The organism is Nocardioides cavernae (assembly GCF_016907475.1).
GTDB lineage: Bacteria > Actinomycetota > Actinomycetes > Propionibacteriales > Nocardioidaceae > Nocardioides > Nocardioides cavernae.
The window spans coordinates 4,016,787-4,035,859 of sequence record NZ_JAFBCA010000001.1 but is presented as its reverse complement, the minus strand read 5'-3'; the positions used below and the strand labels follow the sequence as shown (position 1 = coordinate 4,035,859).

Sequence of the window (19,073 nt, the reverse complement as noted above, 5' to 3'; positions counted from 1 at the left end):
CGGTGCCCGGAGGGGCACCTGTGCCCCATGACCAGGGGGATGTCGGCGGTGCCGTCGCACGTGCCGGGCGGCGAGTTCTCCGTCGGTGTGGAGGAGGAGCTCATGCTCGTCGACGACCGCGACGAGCTGATGGGCGCCGCGGCCGCCCCGCTCGTCGAGGCGATGTCGCAGACCGTGCCCGACGCCGGCGTCGTGACCGGCGAGATCTACGTCGACCAGGTCGAGCTCAACACCCCGGTGTGCAGGAGCGCCGAGGACGTGTGGCGCTCGCTGCGCGACCTCCGGGCCCTCGTCGACAAGCAGGGCGGACGGATCCTCGCCGCGGGGGTGCACCCGACCGCGTCCGTGGGGGCCCCGCACATCGCCACCTCGCCGCGCTACGACCGCATCATCGACGAGTACGCCGGCCTGCTGCGCACGCCGACCGCGGCCCTGCAGGTGCACGTCGGGCTTCCCGACGAGCGCACGGCGATGCTGGCCTACCGCGGGCTGCGCAACCGGCTGCCGCTCCTGCGCGCCCTCGCCGCGGGGTCGCCGTACTGGCACGGACTGGACTCGGGGCAGGCCACGGCCCGGGCAGCCATCATCCGCTCCTACCCCCGCACCACGATGCCGCCGCGGCTGCGGTCCTGGGACGACTACGTCGAGCGCACGGAGGCGCTGATGGTGGCGGCCGAGGCGTCCGACCACACCTACGTGTGGTGGGAGATGCGGCCGCGACCGCTGCTCGGGACCCTCGAGGTGCGGGTGATGGACGCCGTCCCGTCCCTGTCGACGGTTGCTGCGCTGACCGCCCTCGTGCAGGGCATCGCCCGCCGCGCCGTCGAGTCGCCCGACGAGGTCGACCTCGACGACGACGTGCTGGCCGTCAACGACCACCGCGCGGCCCGCTACGGCCTCGACACGCGGATCGTGGACGTGGACCGGTCGCTGCGCCCCCTGCGCGAGATCGCCGGCCGGGTGGTCGCAGAGGCGCGCACCGTGCTGGCCGCCGACCGCTTGGAGGCGCCGCTCGACCCGCTCGATGCCGCGCTCGCCCGGGAGACCGAGCCGGACCGCCAGCGACGGGTGGTCGCGGCCGGCGGCATGCCGGCCCTCCTGGCCGACCTCGTCGCTCGCACCACCGACCTGGGCGGCTGAGTCGTGCACGCCGACCACGTGGTGCCGACCGTTGGTGGCGTCGGCGGCCCTACTCCTCGGCGGCGGGCTCGCGGAGCAACCACCAGCCGGCGGTCCAGGCGGCCGCTCCGGCGACGAGCTCGACGTGCAGGTCGACGATCGCGAGGCTGATCATCGTGGTCACCGCGACCCCACTGAACCCGTCGAGCGCCATCAGCTGCTGACCGACTCACTCGCCGACGACACCGCGGCGCGACGCCGCGCGTCGAGCGCGGAGGAGCGCCGGGAGAGGCGCTGGTCGAGCAGGTGCGCGGCCTCGGTGGTGCGCCCGGCCATCGCCAGGGCGTGCACGAGGGTGTCCTCGACGACCTCGCGCTGGGCCCGGCTGCCGCCCAGCGGCGCCATCGTGCCGACGACGGCGGTCAGCGACGCGGCGGCGGCGTTCCAGCGCTCCTCGACGACCTGGACGAGACCCGTGCACAGGAGAGCCACGACGTCGCGGAAGACGCGGTCGTCGCTCCGCTCGGCGTGGGCCGTCAGCTCGGTCAGCGCGGCCGCGTCGCCGTCGGCGGCGAGCAGGACGGCGCTGTGCATCGCGGCGAACGGCGTCGGGGGTGCGGTCAGCCACTCGGCCGGTGCCTGCGCCCGCACCTGGGCGACGGGCAGGTCGTCGGTCCACGCGCCGGTCACCCGGCCGCGCCAGAGCAGCGACCCGCTGTCGACCACGACCCTGCTGCCGCTGACGACCGACGGAGCGAGCTCGCGGGCGTAGCGGCGGCGTACGGCCTCGACGTCGTCCTGCATCAGCTCGTGGAGCGCGGCGTGCCAGGAGAAGTGGGAGCGGTGGTTGGCCTCGGGTCCGCGGGAGCGGATCCACTCGTCGAGCCACGCCAGCCCGGTCGTGTGGTCGCCGGTCTCGTAGTAGACGTGGGCCCGGGCGTGGACGGCGTGGCCGGAGGCGGGCTCGACGGAGAGCGCGTAGGAGGAGAGGTCCTCGGCCTCGGCCCAGCGCTCCTGGTCCTGGCGGACGAACGCCAGCTGGCCGGCGTACCACCAGTCGTCGCCGTAGGAGCGGCCCAGCGACTCGACGAGCTCGGCGGTCTGGGAGCCGCTGGTGAGCCCGCCGAAGGCGACGGTCGGCACCGCGACGCTGACGGCGAGGGCGTCGCGCGGGAAGAGGCGTACGTGGCGGAGCAGGGCCGCGGCGCCCGTGGCCTCGTCGGTGCGCAGCCGGGTGGTGACGGCGTCGAGGAAGGAGGACTCGCGGTCGTCGAGGTGACGGTCGGCCGCGGCCCGGTGGGCGGCGCGCAGCGACGCGCGCCAGTGGGTGTTGGCGCCCCACTCGTGCCCGAGCAGCGCGAGGGCGGCGTGGGCCTGGACGAAGCCCTCGTCGGCGGCGACCGCGTCGGCGAGGCCCTCCTCGACGCCGTCCTGGAGGCGCAGCAGCCGGCCGAGCGCGGCGTTGTAGCGCTCGGCGGCGTCCTGGCTGGTGGAGAGCGTGAGGCCGTAGGGGTCGACCGGGCGGCGGCGGGCCTCGCCGTGCAGCGACCGGCTCACGATTCGCGCCACGTCGTAGGCCTGCTCGCGGATCTCCGGCATCGCCGTGGACTCCCACAGGTTGCCGCGGCGCAGCGAGCCGACGGCGAGGAAGGGGAGCGTGTCGGGCAGGGTGCCGAGGATGCGACCGTCGTCGGCGGTGTCGATGCCCAGCCCGGCCGGGCCGGGACGGACCAGGCCCGACTGGGCCAGGCGGGTGAGCAGCGGGTCGGCGGCGATGGAGCCGACCGGACCGGTGCAGTTGACCACCGCCGCGACGCGCAGGGTCGTCCCGTCGTCGAGGGTGACGTGGAGGGCGGACCGGTCGGCGCGCACGGCGGCGAGGGTGCCCCTGTGGCGTACGAGCCTGCCCTCCGCCGCGACCGCGTCGAGGCGTCGCGAGGTGGCCGGCGCCATCCGGTGCCGGTGCACGTCCCACGAGCGGGCGTCCTCGGCGATGAAGCGTCGCTTGTCGGCCTCCGACAGTCCTCGCCACAGCTGGGAGGTGACGGGACGGAGCCCGTCGATCGCGGCCCGCCAGTCGCCGGTGCTCGCGACGGTCTCCTCCACGTGCGCGGTCAGGGTCGAGCGGAGCGTGTCGAGGTCCTGGGTCCGGGTGATGCCGGGCGGCGGCGGCACCGGGGGAGTCGTGGGCAGCACGTGGGGCTGCGGCATCGCGTCGGTGCGCGAGACCACGTGGATGGTGCGGTCCGGTCGGTCGGCGCTGATCGCGAGGTCGACCATGGTCAGGCCCGAGCCCAGCATCAGCACGTCGCCGACCTCGGGGATCGCCTGCGTCCACGGGTCGGCGACGAGGCGGGCGTCGGCCGCCAGCTCGGGCGGTGCCCACCCGGTGCCCGGGCGGCTGCTGGTCGCGAGGACGACGGCGCGGGCCTCGAGCCGCTCGCCGTCGGAGAGCTCGACGACGAACCCGTCGCCGGACCGGCTGACGTCGGCGACCTCGGCGTGGCGGCGTACGAGCCGGGCGTTGCCGGGGAACTCGGTCGCGGTGGTCAGCAGGCTCTCGATGTAGCGGCCGAACGCCGCGCGCGGCGCGAAGTCGTGGGGCTGGAACTTCGGGTCGTGGTGGTTGCGCAGCCAGCGGAGGAAGTGCTCGGGGTCGCGGGGGAACGCGCTCATGCCGGAGGCCGGGACGTTGAGGAGGTGGCGCTCGTCCGTCGTGGAGTAGGCCTGGCCGCGGCCGGTGCTCGGTGCGGGGTCGACCAGCTCGACGCGGAAGCGCGAGGAGAGCGCCGTCACCAGGTGGGTGGCCACCAGCGTGCCGCCGGCACCGGCTCCCACCACGACGACCCGACAGTCACCCTCGTTCGTCTCCACGACGTACTCCTCCTTTAGTGCACTGAGTTACTGGACAAACGGTAGCAGCGATGCGCTCCCGGACCGAGTCGGGGGAGCGGCGGCGAGTCGTGGCGCACGGCGGTCAGACCCCCCGGCGCATGACCACGCGCGGGAACCCCGCCGACGTGGCCTCGGTGGTCGCGGCCATCTCGAAGCCGGCGTCCTCGAACAGCTTGCGGGTGCCGACGTAGGCCATCGTCAGGTCGACCTTCCGACCCTCGTTGTGCACCGGATAGCCCTCGACCACCGGTGCGCCACGCTGCGCGGCGTAGGCCACCGCGCCGTCGAGGAGCACGTGGGAGATGCCGCGGCCCCGGTGCCCGGGGCGGACCCGGATGCACCACACCGACCAGGCGGGCTGGTCGTCGACGTGCGGGATCTTCGTGGATCGGGCGAAGGGCAGCTCCGCGCGCGGCGCGACGGCCGCCCAGCCGACGACCTCGTCGCCGTCGTAGGCGAGCACGCCCGGCTTGGTGCGCTTGCGCGTCAGCGCCTCGACGTACGCCCCGCGGTCGGGGCCGGCCAGCTCGCGGTTGTCCTTCGCCGGGATGCGGTGGCTCAGGCACCAGCACACGTTGGACGTCGGGTTCTTCGGGCCGACCATGGTGCGCACGTCGTCGAAGCGGGCGTGCGTCGCCGGGTGGACGACGAGCCCGCCGGAGCTCACCAGGGGCGTGCTGACCATGCCGTCACGGTAGACCCAGCGGGTTGAATGGGGGCATGGACGCTGCTGCACCGACGATGCGCAAGATCGGCCTGCTCGGGGGGATGAGCTGGGAGAGCTCCGCGCTCTACTACGAGATCCTCAACGAGGCGGTGCGCGAGCGTCTGGGCGGCTACCACTCGGCGCGGGTGCTGATGTCCTCCGTCGACTTCGCCGAGGTCGAGGCCATGCAGGCCGCGGGTGAGTGGGACGCCGCCGGCCGCCTGCTCGCCGCCGAGGCCGCCGCGCTGGAGGTGGCGGGCGCGGAGTGCGTGGTGCTCTGCACCAACACGATGCACAAGGTCGCTGACGCGATCGAGGCCGCGACGGGCGTGCCGCTGATCCACATCGCCGATGTCACCGCCGCGGCCATCCGCGGCGCCGGACTCTCGCGGGTCGCGCTGCTCGGCACGAGGTTCACGATGGAGCAGGCCTTCCTGCGTGACCGGCTCGCCACCCACGGCCTCGAGGCGCTCGTCCCGCCCGGCGAGGACCGCGAGCTCGTGCACGAGGTGATCTACGGCGAGCTCGTCCACGGCGTCGTGCGCGACGAGTCGCGGGCGGCGTACGTCGACGTGGTTGAGCGGCTGGTCGCCGACGGCGCCGAGGGGGTCGTGCTCGGCTGCACCGAGATCGAGCTGCTGCTGAGTCCCGACGACGTCGACGTGCCCGTCTTCGCCACCACCCGCCTGCACGCGCTGGCGGCGGTGGACTTCGCCCTCAGCTGAGGAGCGGGTCGCGCACGACCAGGTCGAGCCAGTCGTCGAGCCGGCCGAGGAGGTCGGCGCGGCCGAAGAGCGGGCGCTTCCCGGGCGGCGGCAGGTAGCCCACGGCGTCCATGACGAGCCAGTGGACATCGGCGTCGGTGCCGCTCGCTGCGGCGTAGCGGCGCAGGAAGTCCTGCGCCGGGCCGGTGCCGTGTGCCAGGGCGAGGTTGGACGCCGCATGGGCCGCGTCGAGCCACGCCGGCCCGGTCGAGGTCTCCACCCAGTCGACCACCCCGGTGATCGCGTCGCCCGACCACAGCAGGTTGCGGTGGCCGAAGTCGCGGTGCAGGAACGTCGGCTCGTACGCCGGTGCCGGGCGTGCCAGCACCTCGAAGGCGCGCCGCCACGAGCCCGGGTGCTGCGACCAGGCCGGCACCACCCACTTCTCCTCCCACGCCCAGGACTGGAAGGGGCGGAACGGCTCGGCCGGACGCTGGTCGTGGATCGTCACCAGCAGGTCGGCCATCGCCTGCAGCCGGTGCTCGCCCAGCGTCTCGTCCTCCTCGAGCGGAGCGCCGGGGAGCCGGGACATCAGGTGCGCCGCGGCGCCCGCGACGTTCCCGTCCGCGTCGAGCGCGATGCTGGTCGGGGCCGGGACCGGCGTCCCCGCCATCGCCAGCTGCGCCTCCCGCTCGCGGGTCGCCAGCTCGGCGCCGTGCGTGCGCCACGGCTCGACCGTCATCAGCCTCAGCACGGACTCGGCGCCGTCGTCATGACGGAGGGCGAGCATCGTCGACGTCAGGCCGCCGGCGAGGGCGTCGTACGACGTGACAGGCGACCCGAGCGCGGAGCCCGCCCAGGCGAGGGCGGCGGCGATGTCGACGTCGGGATCCGGCACCCGGTGACGGTAGCGGGCGCGAGACGGCGCACGTGCGGCGGATGTGGCCCCTGAACGGGTCCTTCAAGGGCCAGGTCCGCCGCACGTGTCCGGGGCGTCCCCCGGAACGCCCATCAAGGGGCAGCTTCCCGGACACGTGTCCGGGGGTCGTCAGCCCTGCGCGGGCCAGAGCGAGTGGTAGGCGTTGATCGCCGGCTGCCCGCCGAGGTGCGCGTAGAGCACGTGCGAGTCGCGCGGGATCTCGCCCTCGGCGACGAGGTCGATGAGGCCGGCGAGCGACTTCCCCTCGTAGACCGGGTCGGTGATCATCGCCTCGAGCTGCGCGCCGAGCGCCATCGCCTCCATGGTCGAGTCGACCGGCAGGCCGTAGAGCTCGCCGGCCCAGCCGTCGAGCACCGTGATCTCGTCGTCGCGCAGGTCGCGACCGAGCTCGATCAGCTCCGCGGTGTGCCGGGCGATGCGCGCCACCTGGTCGCGGGTCTTCTCGAGCGTCGCGCTGGCGTCGATGCCGAGCACGCGGCGGCGTACGCCGGTGAGGTCCTCGAGCGCCGCGAAGCCGGCGATCATCCCGGCGTGGGTCGAGCCGGTGACCGTGCAGACCACGATCGTGTCGAAGGTGATGCCGAGCGCCTTCTCCTGCTCGGCCACCTCGAAGGCCCAGCTGGCGAACCCGAGGCCACCGAGCCGGTGCTCGCTGGCGCCCGCCGGGATGGCGTACGGCGTGCCGCCGGCCTCCTCGACCTCGCGGATCGCCTCCTTCCACGAGTCCCGGATGCCGATGTCGAAGCCGTGCGGGTCGAGGCGGGAGTCGGCGCCCATCATCCGGCTGAGCAGGATGTTGCCGACCTGGGTGTTGGTCGGGTCGTCCCACGGCACCCACTTCTCCTGCACGAGCCGGCACTTCAGGCCGAGGTGGGCGGCGACAGCGGCGACCTGACGGGTGTGGTTGGACTGGAAGCCGCCGATGGAGACGAGCGTGTCGGCGCCGCTGGCCAGCACGTCGGGGACGATGTACTCCAGCTTGCGGACCTTGTTGCCGCCGAAGGCGAGACCGCTGTTGACGTCCTCGCGCTTGGCCCAGACCGTCGCACCTCCCAGGTGCTGGGTCAGCCGCTTCAGCTCGTGCACGGGCGAGGGGCCGAAGGTCAGCGGGTGGCGGGGGAACTGGTCGAGGATCACGGGGTCTCCTGGAGGTCGGGCTGGGGGTCGGGCTGGTCGGGGATGAGGTCGGCGAGGTTCTGCCAGGTGCGGAAGGCGACGTCGGCGGCGGCCTGCGCGTCGCGGCCGGCGCACGCCTCGACGAGGCGTTCGTGCAGCGCCACCGACTGCTCCCCGGCGTGGGAGGCGAAGCGGCGGCGCTCGAGGCGGCGTACGACGGGGCCGAGCTGGTCGAGCACCGTGGCGAGGGCCCGGTTGCCCGAGACCTCGACCGCGACCCGGTGGAAGTCGTCGTCGGCTGCCAGCGCCGCGTCGGTGTCGTGGGCCTCGATCGCCGCGGCGAAGCGGTGGTTGGCGGCCCGCATCCGCTCCACGTCGTCGTCGGTGAGTCGGTCGACCGCCTCCGTCACGGCGAGTCGGTGCATGGCGACGACGACCGCATGGGCCTCACGCACCTCGGCCAGGTCGATCTCGGCGACGACGGTCGATCGGCCGGGCGCGGACCGCACGAGTCCGGTCTCGCCGAGCCGCAGCAGCGCCTCGCGCACCGGCGTACGACTCACCCCGAGCCAGGTGGCGAGCTCGGTGTCGCGCACCACCTCGCCCGGCGCGAGGGTGCCGTCGACGATCGCGTCGCGCAGCCGGTCGTGCACCGAGTCGCGGAGCAGGGTCGGGCGTAGCGGAGCGGGGGAGACGGGGACCGGCATGCAATATATTGGATATCAATGGTGCGTCGACGTCAAGGCGCCCGGATCGGGCAGTCTGATCCCATGCTCACCGTCATCGTGGCGCTGACCGCCAACACGATCCTGGCGATCCTCAAGAGCATCGTCGCCGCCGTCACCGGCTCGGCGTCGATGGTCGCCGAGGCGGCTCACTCCTGGGCCGACGCGGGTAACGAGGTGTTCCTCGTGGTCGCGGAGCGGAGGTCCGAGAAGCCGGCCGACGAGGCCCATCCGCTCGGCTACGGCCGCGAGGCCTACGTGTGGTCGATGATCGCGGCCTTCGGCCTGTTCGCCGTCGGCGCGGCGGTGTCGGTCATCCACGGCGTCCAGTCCCTGGGCGCAGCGGAGGAGGAGGCCGACTACTTCTGGGCGTACGTCGTCATGGGCGCCGCGTTCGTGCTCGAGGGCATCTCCTTCCTGCAGGCGCGACGCGAGGTGCGACGCGGGGCCCTGTCGGCCGACGTCAGCCGGGCGCGCTTCCTGGACCAGACGTCCGACCCGACGCTGCGCGCGGTCTTCTTCGAGGACGCCGCTGCGCTCCTCGGCATCGTCATCGCCGTCACCGGCCTCGCGCTGCACCAGGCCACCGGCGACCCCGTGTGGGACGCGATCGGGTCGATCCTCGTCGGCCTGCTGCTCGGCTGGGTGGCGGTCTACCTCCTGCGTCGCAACATGGCCTTCCTTGTCGGCCAGGTCGCCGACCCGCGCATCTACGACACCGTGCTGGGCTGGCTGCGCGAGCGACCGGAGGTGCAGACGGTCAACACGCTGCACCTGGAGTACGTCGGCCCGGAGCGGCTCTTCCTCGTCGGGTCGGTCGACCTCGTCGGCGACGACGTGGAGAGCGCGGCCGCCGAGGAGCTGCAACGCCTCGAGGACCACCTCGAGGAGCGGCCCGAGATCGTGCGGGCCGTCCTCTCCCTGGCCGCGCCGGGGCGCCCGCCGAGCGTCGGCCACGTCTACGGGAACAACGACGATGGTTGAGCGTTGAACCAGTCATGAAGAAGATCGGGTTCCTGAACTTCGGCCACTGGACCGACTCGCCGCAGTCCGCGGTCCGGACGGCGTCCGACACGCTCCTGCAGTCCATCGACCTCGCGGTCGCTGCCGAGGAGCTCGGTGCCGACGGTGCGTACTTCCGGGTGCACCACTTCGCCCGGCAGCTCGCCTCGCCGTTCCCGCTGCTCGCAGCCGTCGGCGCGCGCACCAGCCGGATCGAGATCGGCACCGGCGTGATCGACATGCGCTACGAGAACCCGCTCTACATGGCCGAGGACGCGGGGTCGGCCGACCTCATCGCCGGCGGCCGGCTGCAGCTCGGCATCAGCCGGGGATCACCGGAGCAGGTGATCGAGGGCTGGCGTTACTTCGGCTACGCACCGGCCGAGGGCGAGGACCAGGCCGACATGGCCCGGCGCCACACCGAGGTGCTCCTGCAGGTGCTGGAGGGCGAGGGCTTCGCCCAGCCCAACCCGCGCCCGATGTTCCCCAACCCGCCGGGCCTGCTGCGCATCGAGCCGCACTCTGAGGGCCTGCGCGACCGCATCTGGTGGGGTGCCGCCTCCGACGCCACCGCCCGCTGGGCAGCCGAGAAGGGCATGCACCTGATGAGCTCGACGCTCAAGGCCGACGAGACGGGCGAGCCGTTCCACGTCCAGCAGCGCAAGCAGATCGAGGTCTTCCGCGAGGCGTGGCGCGAGGCCGGCCACGAGGCCGAGCCCCGCGTGTCGGTGAGCCGCTCGATCATGCCGATCACCACCGACCTCGACCGGATGTACTTCGGGCACGAGGGCACGAGCTCCGACCAGTTCGGCCAGATCGAGGCCAACCTGCGCGCGGTCTTCGGCAAGACGTACGCCGCCGAGCCCGACGTGCTGGTCAAGGAGCTCGCGGAGGACGAGGCCGTCGCCACGGCCGACACCCTGCTCCTCACCGTGCCCAACCAGCTCGGCGTGGACTACAACGCCCACATCCTCGAGACCGTGCTCACCGACGTGGCGCCCGCCCTCGGCTGGCGCTGACCCCCCACCCATCACACGAAGGAACTGAGCTCATGGCACGCATCACCGTCCTCGGCGGCAACGGATATGTAGGCGCGGCGGTCGTCGCGGAGGCGCGCAAGCGCGGGCACGACGTGACGGCAGTGAGTCGTACGGCACCGTCCTCGCCGGTCGCCGGAGCGGACTACGTCGAAGGCTCCGTGCTCGACGCCGACGTCCTCGAGGGCACCACCGCCGGCAGCGACGTCGTGCTCGTCGCGCTGTCACCCCGCGGCGACATGGCCGGCAAGGTCGAGGGCGTCGTCGAGGAGCTCATCGCACGCCTGGCCGGCACCCCGACGCGCCTCGGCTACGTCGGCGGCGCGTCCTCCCTGCTCGCCGAGGAGGGCGGACCGCGCCTGTGGGACGTCACCAAGGACCATATTCCCGACGAGGTGAAGCCCGAGGTGCAGACCGGTCTCGACACGTTCGCGCTCTGCCAGGACAGCCCGGAGTCGCTCGACTGGTTCTACGTCAGCCCGCCTGCCGACTTCGGCTCGTGGCTCGGCACGGAGTCGAAGGGTGCGTACGTCCTCGGCGGCGACGTGCTGCTGCGCGACGCCGACGGCGCGTCGACGATCTCGGCCGACGACCTCGCGCTGGCGATCCTCGACGAGATCGAGACGCCGGCGCACCGCCGGAGCCGGTTCACCGCGATCAGCTGACTCTGACGGGCCATCGGCCTGAGCCCCCGACCTCATGCGGTCGGGGGATCCCAGGGTGTCCCCTCGGGGCATGAGGACACGACGACCGACGGTTCGGGTCTGGTACGCGCGGGCGGTGCTGCTCGTCCTGCTCGTGCTCTGCCTGCAGACGATCGACCACTGGTCCACCGTCGGTGACGGCAGCAGGGACTGCCTCGTCCAGGTGCGGCCCGCCTCACCCGAGGTCGCGCACCGCATCGACGCCCCGTTCGCCGGGCTCGTGCAGCGCGGGGGGACGGTCAACGACGCGAGCTGCGTGAATGCCGTCCCGGTGCACGGCGTCGTACGGCCCACGTCGGTCACCGAGGTGCAGGAGGCTCTGTCGTACGCCCGCGACCACGGCCTCAAGGTCGCCGTCGGCGGCACCCGGCACAGCATGGGCGGACAGGCGTCCTACCCCGGCGGCCTCGTCCTGGACATGACCGGCATGTCGTCGACGGCGGTCGACGCCGACCGCGGCACGGTCCGCGTGGGCGCCGGCGCTCCGTGGAAGCACGTGCTCGAGGCACTCCACGACGAAGGTCTGTCGGTCGCCGCGATGCCGGGGATCGACATCCTCAGCGTGGGCGGCACAGTGTCGGTCAACGCGCACGGCGCCGACTTCCGCACCGGCAGCCTCGCCCCGACAGTCAGGTCGTTGCTCATCGTCACCGCGGACGGCATCGCGCACCGGGTCAGCCGCGACGCGGACCCGCAGCTGTTCCGAGCCGCCATCGGTGGCTACGGGCTCTTCGGCGTGATCGTCGAGGTCGAGCTGGAGACCGTGCCGGACGAGGTCTACCGCTTCGAGCAACGGCTGGTCCCCACCGCCGACGTCGCCCGTGTCTTCGAGGAGGAGCTGGTTCCGGACGACGACGTCCGGATGATGTACGGCCACCTGTCCACGTCACCCGGAAGCTTCCTCGACGAGGTGATCCTGTACAGCTACCGCCGCGTCGACGGCCCCGCCGTGACCGTTCCGCCACTGCACGCAGACCAAGACTCGCGGGTGGCTCGTCTCGTGCTCAACGTCGCGCGGACCGGGAGGATCGGCCAGCGGGTCAAGTGGTCCGCGCAGCGGCACCTGCTGCCGCACCTGCGTCGGTGCGAGACCTCGCGCAACGCTGCCCTCCGCGCGGCCGAGGCCTGCCTGGTCTCGCGCAACCAGAGCCTCTACAACGGCCTGATGCTGCTGGACAACGACCTCGCCCAGTACACCGACGTGCTTCATGAGTACTTCCTCCCGCCTGAGGAGCTGGCCGGGTTCCTCGCCGATGCCCGCGTCGAGCTGCGCGCCCACGACGCCCAGCTGCTGAGTGCCTCGATCCGGTCGGTCGAGAGGTCCGAGACATTGCTGAGCTACGCACCCGACCACCGGCTCTCGGTCGTGCTCTACCTGAGCCAGGAGGTCTCCTCGGCCGGTCACGCCGACATGGCCGACCTGACTCGGCGGCTCGTCGCGCCCGCGCTCGCGCACGGTGGCACGTTCTACCTGCCCTACCAGCAGCACTACTCGCGGGCCGACCTCGAACGCGGGTACCCGCAGATCGACTCGTTCTTCGCGTTGAAGTCCGAGCGCGACCCCGAGCTGTTGTTCATGAACAGCCTTGCCCAGCAGTACGGCGACGAGCTCAGCTGAACCTCACGGGGCGGCCGCCCGCAGCTTCTCGAGCAGCGGGCCGGCCGCCTCGCTGATGAACCGGTCCTGGCCCTCGTCGCCGACCTGCACGAGGGCGACGTCGGTGAACCCGGCCTCCCAGTAGGCCGAGACCGCCTCGACGACCTTGTCGAGATCGGGTCCGCACGGGATGGACTCCGCGACGTCCTCGGGTCGGACGTACGTCGTCGCGCCGGAGAAGCCGGCCGGGGTGGGCAGGTCGGCGTTGACCGACCAGCCGCCGCCGAACCAGCGGAACTGCTCGTGGGCCCGCGCGACCGCGGCGTCCTCGTCGGGGTCCCAGCAGATCGGGATCTGGCCCACCGCACGAGCGTCACCGCCGATGCGCGGGGCGCCGTCGACGCCGTTCCAGGTCTCGACGATGTCGGCCCTGGGCTCGACGGCGACGAGGTGGTCGGCCAACGGCGCGAACCGCTCGATCGCCCGGGCGCCGGCGACGGCGACGCCGATGTCGACGCCCTCCTCGGGAAGGTCCCAGATGCGGGCGGAGTCGACCTGGAAGAAGTCGCCGCGGTGGTCAACGAGCTCACCGGTGTGCAGGGATCGGATGACCTCGATCGCCTCGGCGAGCATGTCCTGCCGCTCGGCGATCGCCGGCCAACCCTCGCCCACGACGTGCTCGTTGAGGTTCTCGCCGCTGCCGAGGCCGAGGGTGAACCGTCCCTCGGCGAGGATCTGCAGCGTCGCGGCCTTCTGGGCGACGACTGCGGGGTGGTAGCGCAGTGTCGGGCACGTCACGTACGTCATCAGGCCCACGCGCTCGGTGGCCTGCGCGACCGCACCGAGGGTCGTCCAGGCGTACGGCGCGTGCCCCTGCTCGGTGAGCCACGGCGAGAAGTGGTCGCTCATCACCTCGAAGTCGAAGCCGGCCCGCTCGGCGGCGACGGCGTACGACACCAGCTCGCGCGGGCCGCTCTGCTCGGTCATCAGGGTGTATCCGAAGCGGGTCATCGCTCGACGGTAGCCAGCGCCCTGACCCCGGCCACCACCCGCTCAGGTGAGCCGCGAGCGAGCGTACGGTGATTGCGTGGAGGCTTTCCCGACTCCACCAGGAGGTCCGCATGACGCACGACCACGACGCGCCGGAGGAGCAGGACGGCCAGGTCTCGGAGCTGGCTCCCGAGGGCGACGAGCCCACGCCCATCAGTCCCGGAGACTCCGTCGCCGCCCAGCCGGACGGAGAGTCCGGAACGACCCAGGAGGGCACACAGGGCCCCAACGCCGCACCGCGGCACAACCCTCCGGAGCAGGACAACCGATCTTCTCGTTGAGGGGAATCGACATGACCTACCAGATCGGCTACTTCGTCGGCAGCCTGTCGTCGACCTCGATCAACCGCACGCTGAGCAAGGCGCTCGTCGCGCTCGCACCGCGCGACATGAAGTTCACCGAGATCCCGATCCGGGATCTCCCGCTCTACAGCCCCGACCACGACGCCGCCTACCCGCCCGAGGCCCAGGCGCTCAAGGACGCGCTTGCGGCGTGCGACGGCGTGCTCTTCGTGACGCCGGAGTACAACCGCTCGATCCCCGGTGCTCTCAAGAACGCCATCGACTGGGCGTCGCGGCCGTGGGGCCAGAACTCGTTCGACCACATGCCCGCGGCCGTGATCGGCGCGTCGATCGGTTCGATCGGCACGGCCGTGGCGCAGCAGAGCCTCCGCGGAGTGCTGAGCTTCTGCAATGCCCGGCAGATGACGGCACCCGAGGCCTACATCCACCTGAAGCCCGGTGCCATCGCCGACGACGGCGAGGTGTCGGACGACGGGCTCGCCCAGATCCTCACCGACTTCATGCAGGAGTTCCGCCTGCACACCGAGCGGGTCCTGACGGTGATCCCGCGCCCGTCCTCCTGAGGTCTCCCGGGGCATCCGAAGGTGCGGTAGACACGACCCATGAGCAGACCAGTAGTGGTGGTGGTGGGTGCCGGGCCGGGCGTGAGCGCGTCGGTCGCGCGCCGCTTCGCTGACGAGGGCTACGACGTGGCGCTCCTCGGCCAGGACCAGCAGGTGCTCGACCAGCTCGCCGCGGACCTCGGCGCTCGCGGCGCCACCGTCGGCCATGCGTGTGTCGACGTCACCGACGAGCAGGCGGCGCGTGATGCCGTACGCCGCTTCGGTGAGCACACCGGGCGCATCGACGTCCTGCACTTCAACCCCAGCGCCTTCCGCGAGAAGGACCCCCTGTCCCTCACGGTCGCCGAGCTCGTCGAGGACGTCGCGCTCGGGGTGGGCGCCCTCCTGACCACCGTCCAGGCGGCGCGCCCCTTCATGTCCGCCGGCGGGCGGATCAGCGTCACCGGCAGCATGGCGGCGGACGATCCGTCGGAGCGCGCGGCGTCGCTGGGGGTGCAGAAAGCCGGGGTGCGCAACCTCGTCCACAGCATCGACAAGACCCTGTCCGACGACGGGATCCGCGCCGTCTCGGTCACCGTGCGCGGGGCGCTCGCGCGCGAGGGCGCGTTCACCCCCGACCGGGTCGCCGATGCGATCTGGGACGCGGTCGCGACGGATGACGCCGACTGGCGCAGCGAGGTCCCCTACAGCGGGTGACCGGCGGGCTCAGTCCGTCGTCGGCTTCTGGATGTTGAGCACCACGACCGCCACCGCGATCAGCGGGACCACCAGGGTCCACCCCGTCGCGAGGACGCCCATCATGCTGCCCACGCAGATGAGGGTGCGCCCGACGTTGGGGTGACGGGAGGACGCGACCATGCCGGAGAGCACCAGCGCACCCCCGCCGACCAGGGTGCCGAACCAGAACCACAGCCCTCCGTCGCCGGACGTCACGGCACGGACGGACTCCGCGATGCCCGCCGCGACGTACAGCAGGCCCAGTCCCAGCGTCAGCCAGAACCTCAGGCGAGGTCGGTCCATGGATCAGCGTAGGGTCCCGCGACGGCCCCCTGCCTCGTGATCCAGACCAGTGCCGGTCAGCGCATCGAGCGGACGCCGAACCAGTCGCGCAACCAGGCGCGCATCCGGAGGATCTCGGCGTGCTGGTCGTTGCGGATGTCCACGGCCAGGACGGCGACCTCGTCGTGGTCGAACAGCGGTGACGCCAGCCCGTGCTGCGACATCATCACCGCCGCCATGTGGTGCCCGACCATGTCCTCCAGGAACGTCCGGTCGAGGCGATCACCGGTGAGCCCGGTGAGGTCGCGCATCATCGGCTCGTAGTCCACGTCCGTGGAGTCGCCGGGATACCACTCCGCCAGCCAGGACTCCATCTGCGCGACCTGGGCCGACTGCGCCTCGACGATCCTCTCGCCAAAGCGGCGCATGGTCGCGCGGTCGGACCGACGCAGCTCGCGCGCCGCGTCGATCGCCTCCTGGTGGTGGGCCACCATCTCGGCGAGGTACTCCTGCTCGCTCGCAGCGGACAGGTGGTGCCCGGTCGCGAAGCCGGCCATGTGGCCACCGAGCCCGCCTTGCTGGCCGCCCAGGTGCCCGACGAGGCGGCCCTCGGACATCATCGGCTGCGGCCAGCCGTCGTCGTCGTGCGCCGTCACCGCGGCGCCCGCTCCCGCGCCCACCAGGGCAGCCGCGACCACAGCCGCGACGATCGTGCGCCTCATGTCGCTCGCCTCCTCGACACCAGCCTGCGACGCGCGACCGGCGTACGTCAGGGCACGAGGTCCCGGAGGTGGGGGCCGAGGGTCACCGATGCGTCAGCGCTTGCGGCCCACCAGTAGGTAGGCGAGTGGGCCGACCGGCTGCACCGAGAGGGCCGGCACCCACAGCAGCTTGGGTCCGCGCACGAGCTCGGCGGGGCGCTGCTTGAGGTCCCTGGCGCACCACGCGGTGACGGCGACCTCGACGATCCCGGCCACCGCGACGATCTTCTTCTGCGTGGGCGTCATGTCGCCCCAGGACTTCTTCTGTGCCATGACCGCAACCTACCGGGAGGGCGCCGGGCCCTCACGCACCACCGAAGCCGCTGAGCAGCAGCCAGAAGACGACCACCCCCACGGCCGCGGCCAGCAGGCCCCACCAGGCACCGGTCATCGCCCGGCGCCCGGTGGTCGCGCCCTCGCGGGCCAGCCCGGGGAGCGCGATGGTGACCGCGGCGCCGATCGCCGCCATCGCGACGAGCTGCACCGGGACGATCCAGTTCTCCGTGCCCTGGCCGTCGAGGACGGACGCCGCCGCGGGCAGGCTGAGGATGCCGAGGACGAGGAGGACGACGATCCCGATGACGCGCTGGGTGGCTCTGGTCATGGCGGCACGCTAGCGAGCGCCCGAGCGGTGGCCCAGCGACATTCCGGCCCGCCGGAAGGTGGTCTGGACACCGCTGGCCGCGTGTCGCGCGGCGCCGCGCCCGCGGGCGGTGGCCCACCCACATCCCGCGGCTGCGGAATGTGGGTGGCGCACCGCCCGGTGCGGCGCAGTGAGAGCGGTCAGGCCTCCTTGGCGACCAGTGTCAGCACGTCGTACGTCGCGACGGGCTCGTCGTCCTGGTTGGTGACCAACGCGTCCCAGCGGACCTCGCCGTAGTCGGCCGAGGAGCGCGGGGTGATCTGCTTGACGGTCAGCGTCACCCGGATCGAGTCGCCGGCCTTCACCGGGGTCAGGAAGCGGAGGTTGTCGACGCCGAAGTTGGCGAGCACCGGGCCCGGGGCGGGGTCGACGAACAGACCGGCTGCCATCGACACGATGAGGTAGCCGTGGGCGACGATCCCGCCGAAGAGCGGGTTCTGCGCCGCCGCCTCGGGGTCGGTGTGGGCGTAGAACGTGTCGCCGGTGAAGTCGGAGAAGTGGTCGATGTCCTCGCGCGAGATCACCCGCGACGCGGAGGCGATCGTGTCGCCGACCTCCAGCGTGGCGAGCGAGTGGCGGAAGGGGTGCTCGGGCGTCTCGTTGCGCTGCGAGCCGCGCGTCCACCGGCCGGTGATCGCGGTGAGCATGTCGGGGGAGGCCTGGATCGCGGAGCGCTGCATGTGGTGGAGCACGCCGCGGACGCCGCCGAGCTCCTCGCCGCCGCCGGCGCGACCGGGGCCGCCGTGCACGAGCATCGGCAGGGGAGAGCCGTGGCCCGTCGACTCGGGTGCGTCGTCGCGGTCGAGCACGAGGATCCGGCCGTGCCACGGCGCGAGGCCGAGCACCAGGGTGCGGGCGACGTCCGGGTCGTGGGTGACGACCGAGCCGACCAGCGAGCCCTTGCCGCGCGCGGCGAGCGTGACCGCCTCGTCGAGGCTGTCGTACGCCATCACGGTCGACACCGGACCGAAGGGCTCGACGTCGTGCGGCTCGACCGCACCGGCGCGGGCCCGGAGCAGCACCGGTGACATGAAGGCGCCGCGCTCGCCGTCGCCGGCGAACCCGGTGGTCGCGGCCGGGTCGCCGAGGACGACGTCGGCCGAGGATCGAAGGGCCTCGACGGCCTTGCGGACCTCCTCGCGCTGCCCGAGCGAGGCGAGCGGGCCCATCCGCACGGACTCGTCGCCGGGGTCGCCGACCGTGATCGTCGCGAGCTTCGCTGCGACCGCGTCGGTCATCTCGTCGGCCACGGCCGACGGCACGATGACCCGACGGATGGCCGTGCACTTCTGTCCCGCCTTGGCGGTCATCTCGGTGACGACGCCCTTGACGAACAGGTCCCACTCCGGGTCGCTCGACGTGACGTCGGGCCCGAGCACCGAGCAGTTGAGCGAGTCGGCCTCGACCTGGAGCTGGACGCCGCCGTGGAGCACCGAGGGGTGCTGGCGCAGGATCCCGGCGGTGTGCGCGGAGCCGGTGAAGGCCACCGAGTCCTGGACGCCGAGGTGGTCGAGCAGGTCGCCGGCCGATCCGGAGAGCAGCTGGAGCGAGCCCTCGGGCAGGATCCCCGCCTCGACGATGCGGCGCACCACGAGCTCGGTCAGGTAGGCCGTCTGGCTGGCGGGCTTCACGATCGTCGGGAGGCCGGCGATGAAGGCCGGCGCGAGCTTCTCGAGCATCCCCCAGACGGGGAAGTTGAAGGCGTTGATCTGCACGGCGACGCCGGGGCGCGAGGTGTAGACGTGCTGGCCGAGGAAGACGCCGGTGCGGCCGAGCTGCTCGAGGTCGCCGTCGCACACCACGTGGGCGTTGGGCAGCTCGCGGCGCCCCTTGGAGGAGTAGCTGAACACGGTGCCGAAGCCGCCGTCGATGTCGATCATCGAGTCGCGTCGGGTCGCGCCGGTGGCCAGCGAGAGCTCGTAGAACTCGTCCTTGAGCCCGGTCAGGTGCGTGGCCAGCTCCTTGAGGAGCAGCGCGCGCTCGTGGAAGGTCAGCTCGCCGATCGCCGGCCCACCCACCGTGCGCGCGTGGTGGGCCATCGCGCCGAGGTCGAGGCCGGCGCTGGAGATCCGCGCGACCTCCTCGCCGGTGGCAGCGTCCAGGAGCGGGTGGCCCTCCGTGGAGGCGGCGTACCACCGTCCGGCGGCATAGCTCTCGAGCAGTCGGGTCACGGGGGTCTCCCTCGGGATCGGGGTGCGGTTCGTCAGGGC

Annotated in this window: 21 protein-coding genes; 9 read left to right on the top strand and 12 right to left on the bottom strand. The window is 72.6% G+C overall.

All coding sequences use genetic code 11. The features are described from left to right. The first annotated feature begins 27 nt into the window (after nucleotides 1–27). Entirely contained in the window at nucleotides 28–1,140 is a 1,113-nt protein-coding gene (locus tag JOD65_RS19040; protein WP_191195029.1) for a carboxylate-amine ligase, read from the top strand. A 49-nt stretch (nucleotides 1,141–1,189) separates the two neighbouring features. On the opposite strand, the gene JOD65_RS19035 is transcribed toward JOD65_RS19040, so the two are convergent. From JOD65_RS19035 to JOD65_RS19025, 3 genes are all read right to left on the bottom strand, one after another. Beyond that, on the bottom strand, nucleotides 1,190–1,333 hold the full coding sequence (locus JOD65_RS19035; protein ID WP_191195030.1) for a hypothetical protein: 144 nt from the start codon (nucleotides 1,331–1,333) through the stop codon (nucleotides 1,190–1,192). Then, nucleotides 1,333–3,993, bottom strand: a complete 2,661-nt coding sequence (locus tag JOD65_RS19030) for an FAD/NAD(P)-binding protein (protein WP_191195031.1) — start codon at nucleotides 3,991–3,993, stop codon at nucleotides 1,333–1,335. The genes JOD65_RS19035 and JOD65_RS19030 overlap by 1 nt, the downstream gene beginning before the upstream one ends. Nucleotides 3,994–4,096: 103 nt before the next feature. Next, nucleotides 4,097–4,699: a GNAT family N-acetyltransferase gene (locus tag JOD65_RS19025; protein ID WP_191195032.1), complete on the bottom strand. Its 603-nt coding sequence runs from the start codon at nucleotides 4,697–4,699 to the stop codon at nucleotides 4,097–4,099. 35 nt (nucleotides 4,700–4,734) lie between these two features. Here JOD65_RS19025 and JOD65_RS19020 point away from each other — a divergent pair, with 35 nt between their 5' ends. Then, the gene (locus JOD65_RS19020; protein ID WP_275579267.1) at nucleotides 4,735–5,445 is read left to right on the top strand and encodes an aspartate/glutamate racemase family protein; all 711 of its coding nucleotides are present in this window, start codon (nucleotides 4,735–4,737) and stop codon (nucleotides 5,443–5,445) included. Here the strand turns inward: JOD65_RS19020 and JOD65_RS19015 are convergent. The 3 genes from JOD65_RS19015 to JOD65_RS19005 all read right to left on the bottom strand — a co-directional run bounded on the left by JOD65_RS19015 (nucleotide 5,438) and on the right by JOD65_RS19005 (nucleotide 8,187). After that, the gene (locus tag JOD65_RS19015; protein ID WP_191195033.1) at nucleotides 5,438–6,322 is read right to left on the bottom strand and encodes a phosphotransferase family protein; all 885 of its coding nucleotides are present in this window, start codon (nucleotides 6,320–6,322) and stop codon (nucleotides 5,438–5,440) included. The two genes, JOD65_RS19020 and JOD65_RS19015, sit on opposite strands and share 8 nt — an antisense overlap. A 150-nt stretch (nucleotides 6,323–6,472) precedes the next feature. Next, on the bottom strand, nucleotides 6,473–7,501 hold the full coding sequence (locus JOD65_RS19010) for a 1-aminocyclopropane-1-carboxylate deaminase (protein ID WP_191195034.1): 1,029 nt from the start codon (nucleotides 7,499–7,501) through the stop codon (nucleotides 6,473–6,475). After that, nucleotides 7,498–8,187, bottom strand: coding sequence for a GntR family transcriptional regulator (locus tag JOD65_RS19005; protein WP_191195035.1), 690 nt, complete (start codon nucleotides 8,185–8,187; stop codon nucleotides 7,498–7,500). The genes JOD65_RS19010 and JOD65_RS19005 overlap by 4 nt, the downstream gene beginning before the upstream one ends. Nucleotides 8,188–8,250: 63 nt before the next feature. Here JOD65_RS19005 and JOD65_RS19000 point away from each other — a divergent pair, with 63 nt between their 5' ends. The 4 genes from JOD65_RS19000 (at nucleotide 8,251) to JOD65_RS18985 (ending at nucleotide 12,566) form a co-directional block, all read left to right on the top strand. Continuing rightward, a complete protein-coding gene (locus JOD65_RS19000; RefSeq protein ID WP_224747173.1) occupies nucleotides 8,251–9,189 on the top strand; it encodes a cation diffusion facilitator family transporter in 939 nt (312 codons plus the stop codon). A 14-nt stretch (nucleotides 9,190–9,203) separates the two neighbouring features. Next, nucleotides 9,204–10,226 carry an LLM class flavin-dependent oxidoreductase gene (locus JOD65_RS18995; protein ID WP_191195037.1) on the top strand — a complete coding sequence of 341 codons (1,023 nt, stop codon included), beginning with the start codon at nucleotides 9,204–9,206 and terminating at the stop codon, nucleotides 10,224–10,226. Between the two features lie 32 nt (nucleotides 10,227–10,258). Beyond that, complete coding sequence (locus JOD65_RS18990; protein ID WP_191195038.1) at nucleotides 10,259–10,909, top strand: NAD(P)-dependent oxidoreductase; 651 nt, start codon at nucleotides 10,259–10,261, stop codon at nucleotides 10,907–10,909. 70 nt (nucleotides 10,910–10,979) lie between these two features. Continuing rightward, entirely contained in the window at nucleotides 10,980–12,566 is a 1,587-nt protein-coding gene (locus JOD65_RS18985; protein WP_191195039.1) for an FAD-binding oxidoreductase, read from the top strand. 3 nt (nucleotides 12,567–12,569) lie between these two features. Here the strand turns inward: JOD65_RS18985 and JOD65_RS18980 are convergent, their stop codons facing one another. Then, nucleotides 12,570–13,556, bottom strand: a complete 987-nt coding sequence (locus JOD65_RS18980) for an LLM class F420-dependent oxidoreductase (protein WP_191195040.1) — start codon at nucleotides 13,554–13,556, stop codon at nucleotides 12,570–12,572. 110 nt (nucleotides 13,557–13,666) lie between these two features. Between JOD65_RS18980 and JOD65_RS18975 the strand changes: the two genes are divergently transcribed. Genes JOD65_RS18975 through JOD65_RS18965 form a run of 3 tightly spaced genes read left to right on the top strand, consistent with a single transcriptional unit; the run spans nucleotide 13,667 to nucleotide 15,156 of the window. Then, complete coding sequence (locus JOD65_RS18975; RefSeq protein ID WP_191195041.1) at nucleotides 13,667–13,876, top strand: hypothetical protein; 210 nt, start codon at nucleotides 13,667–13,669, stop codon at nucleotides 13,874–13,876. 11 nt (nucleotides 13,877–13,887) lie between these two features. After that, the gene (locus JOD65_RS18970; RefSeq protein WP_191195042.1) at nucleotides 13,888–14,460 is read left to right on the top strand and encodes an NADPH-dependent FMN reductase; all 573 of its coding nucleotides are present in this window, start codon (nucleotides 13,888–13,890) and stop codon (nucleotides 14,458–14,460) included. A gap of 39 nt (nucleotides 14,461–14,499) precedes the next feature. Beyond that, the gene (locus JOD65_RS18965) at nucleotides 14,500–15,156 is read left to right on the top strand and encodes an SDR family oxidoreductase (RefSeq protein ID WP_191195043.1); all 657 of its coding nucleotides are present in this window, start codon (nucleotides 14,500–14,502) and stop codon (nucleotides 15,154–15,156) included. Between the two features lie 9 nt (nucleotides 15,157–15,165). Here the strand turns inward: JOD65_RS18965 and JOD65_RS18960 are convergent, their stop codons facing one another. The 5 genes from JOD65_RS18960 to paaZ form a co-directional block, all read right to left on the bottom strand. Beyond that, nucleotides 15,166–15,480: a hypothetical protein gene (locus JOD65_RS18960; RefSeq protein ID WP_191195044.1), complete on the bottom strand. Its 315-nt coding sequence runs from the start codon at nucleotides 15,478–15,480 to the stop codon at nucleotides 15,166–15,168. 56 nt (nucleotides 15,481–15,536) lie between these two features. After that, on the bottom strand, nucleotides 15,537–16,181 hold the full coding sequence (locus JOD65_RS18955; protein WP_191195045.1) for a DUF305 domain-containing protein: 645 nt from the start codon (nucleotides 16,179–16,181) through the stop codon (nucleotides 15,537–15,539). A gap of 93 nt (nucleotides 16,182–16,274) precedes the next feature. After that, on the bottom strand, nucleotides 16,275–16,493 hold the full coding sequence (locus JOD65_RS18950) for a PLDc N-terminal domain-containing protein (protein ID WP_191195046.1): 219 nt from the start codon (nucleotides 16,491–16,493) through the stop codon (nucleotides 16,275–16,277). A 31-nt stretch (nucleotides 16,494–16,524) separates the two neighbouring features. Next, nucleotides 16,525–16,824, bottom strand: coding sequence for a hypothetical protein (locus JOD65_RS18945; RefSeq protein ID WP_191195047.1), 300 nt, complete (start codon nucleotides 16,822–16,824; stop codon nucleotides 16,525–16,527). A 179-nt stretch (nucleotides 16,825–17,003) separates the two neighbouring features. Then, entirely contained in the window at nucleotides 17,004–19,034 is a 2,031-nt protein-coding gene (paaZ, locus tag JOD65_RS18940) for a phenylacetic acid degradation bifunctional protein PaaZ (protein WP_191195048.1), read from the bottom strand. Nucleotides 19,035–19,073: the final 39 nt, after the last annotated feature.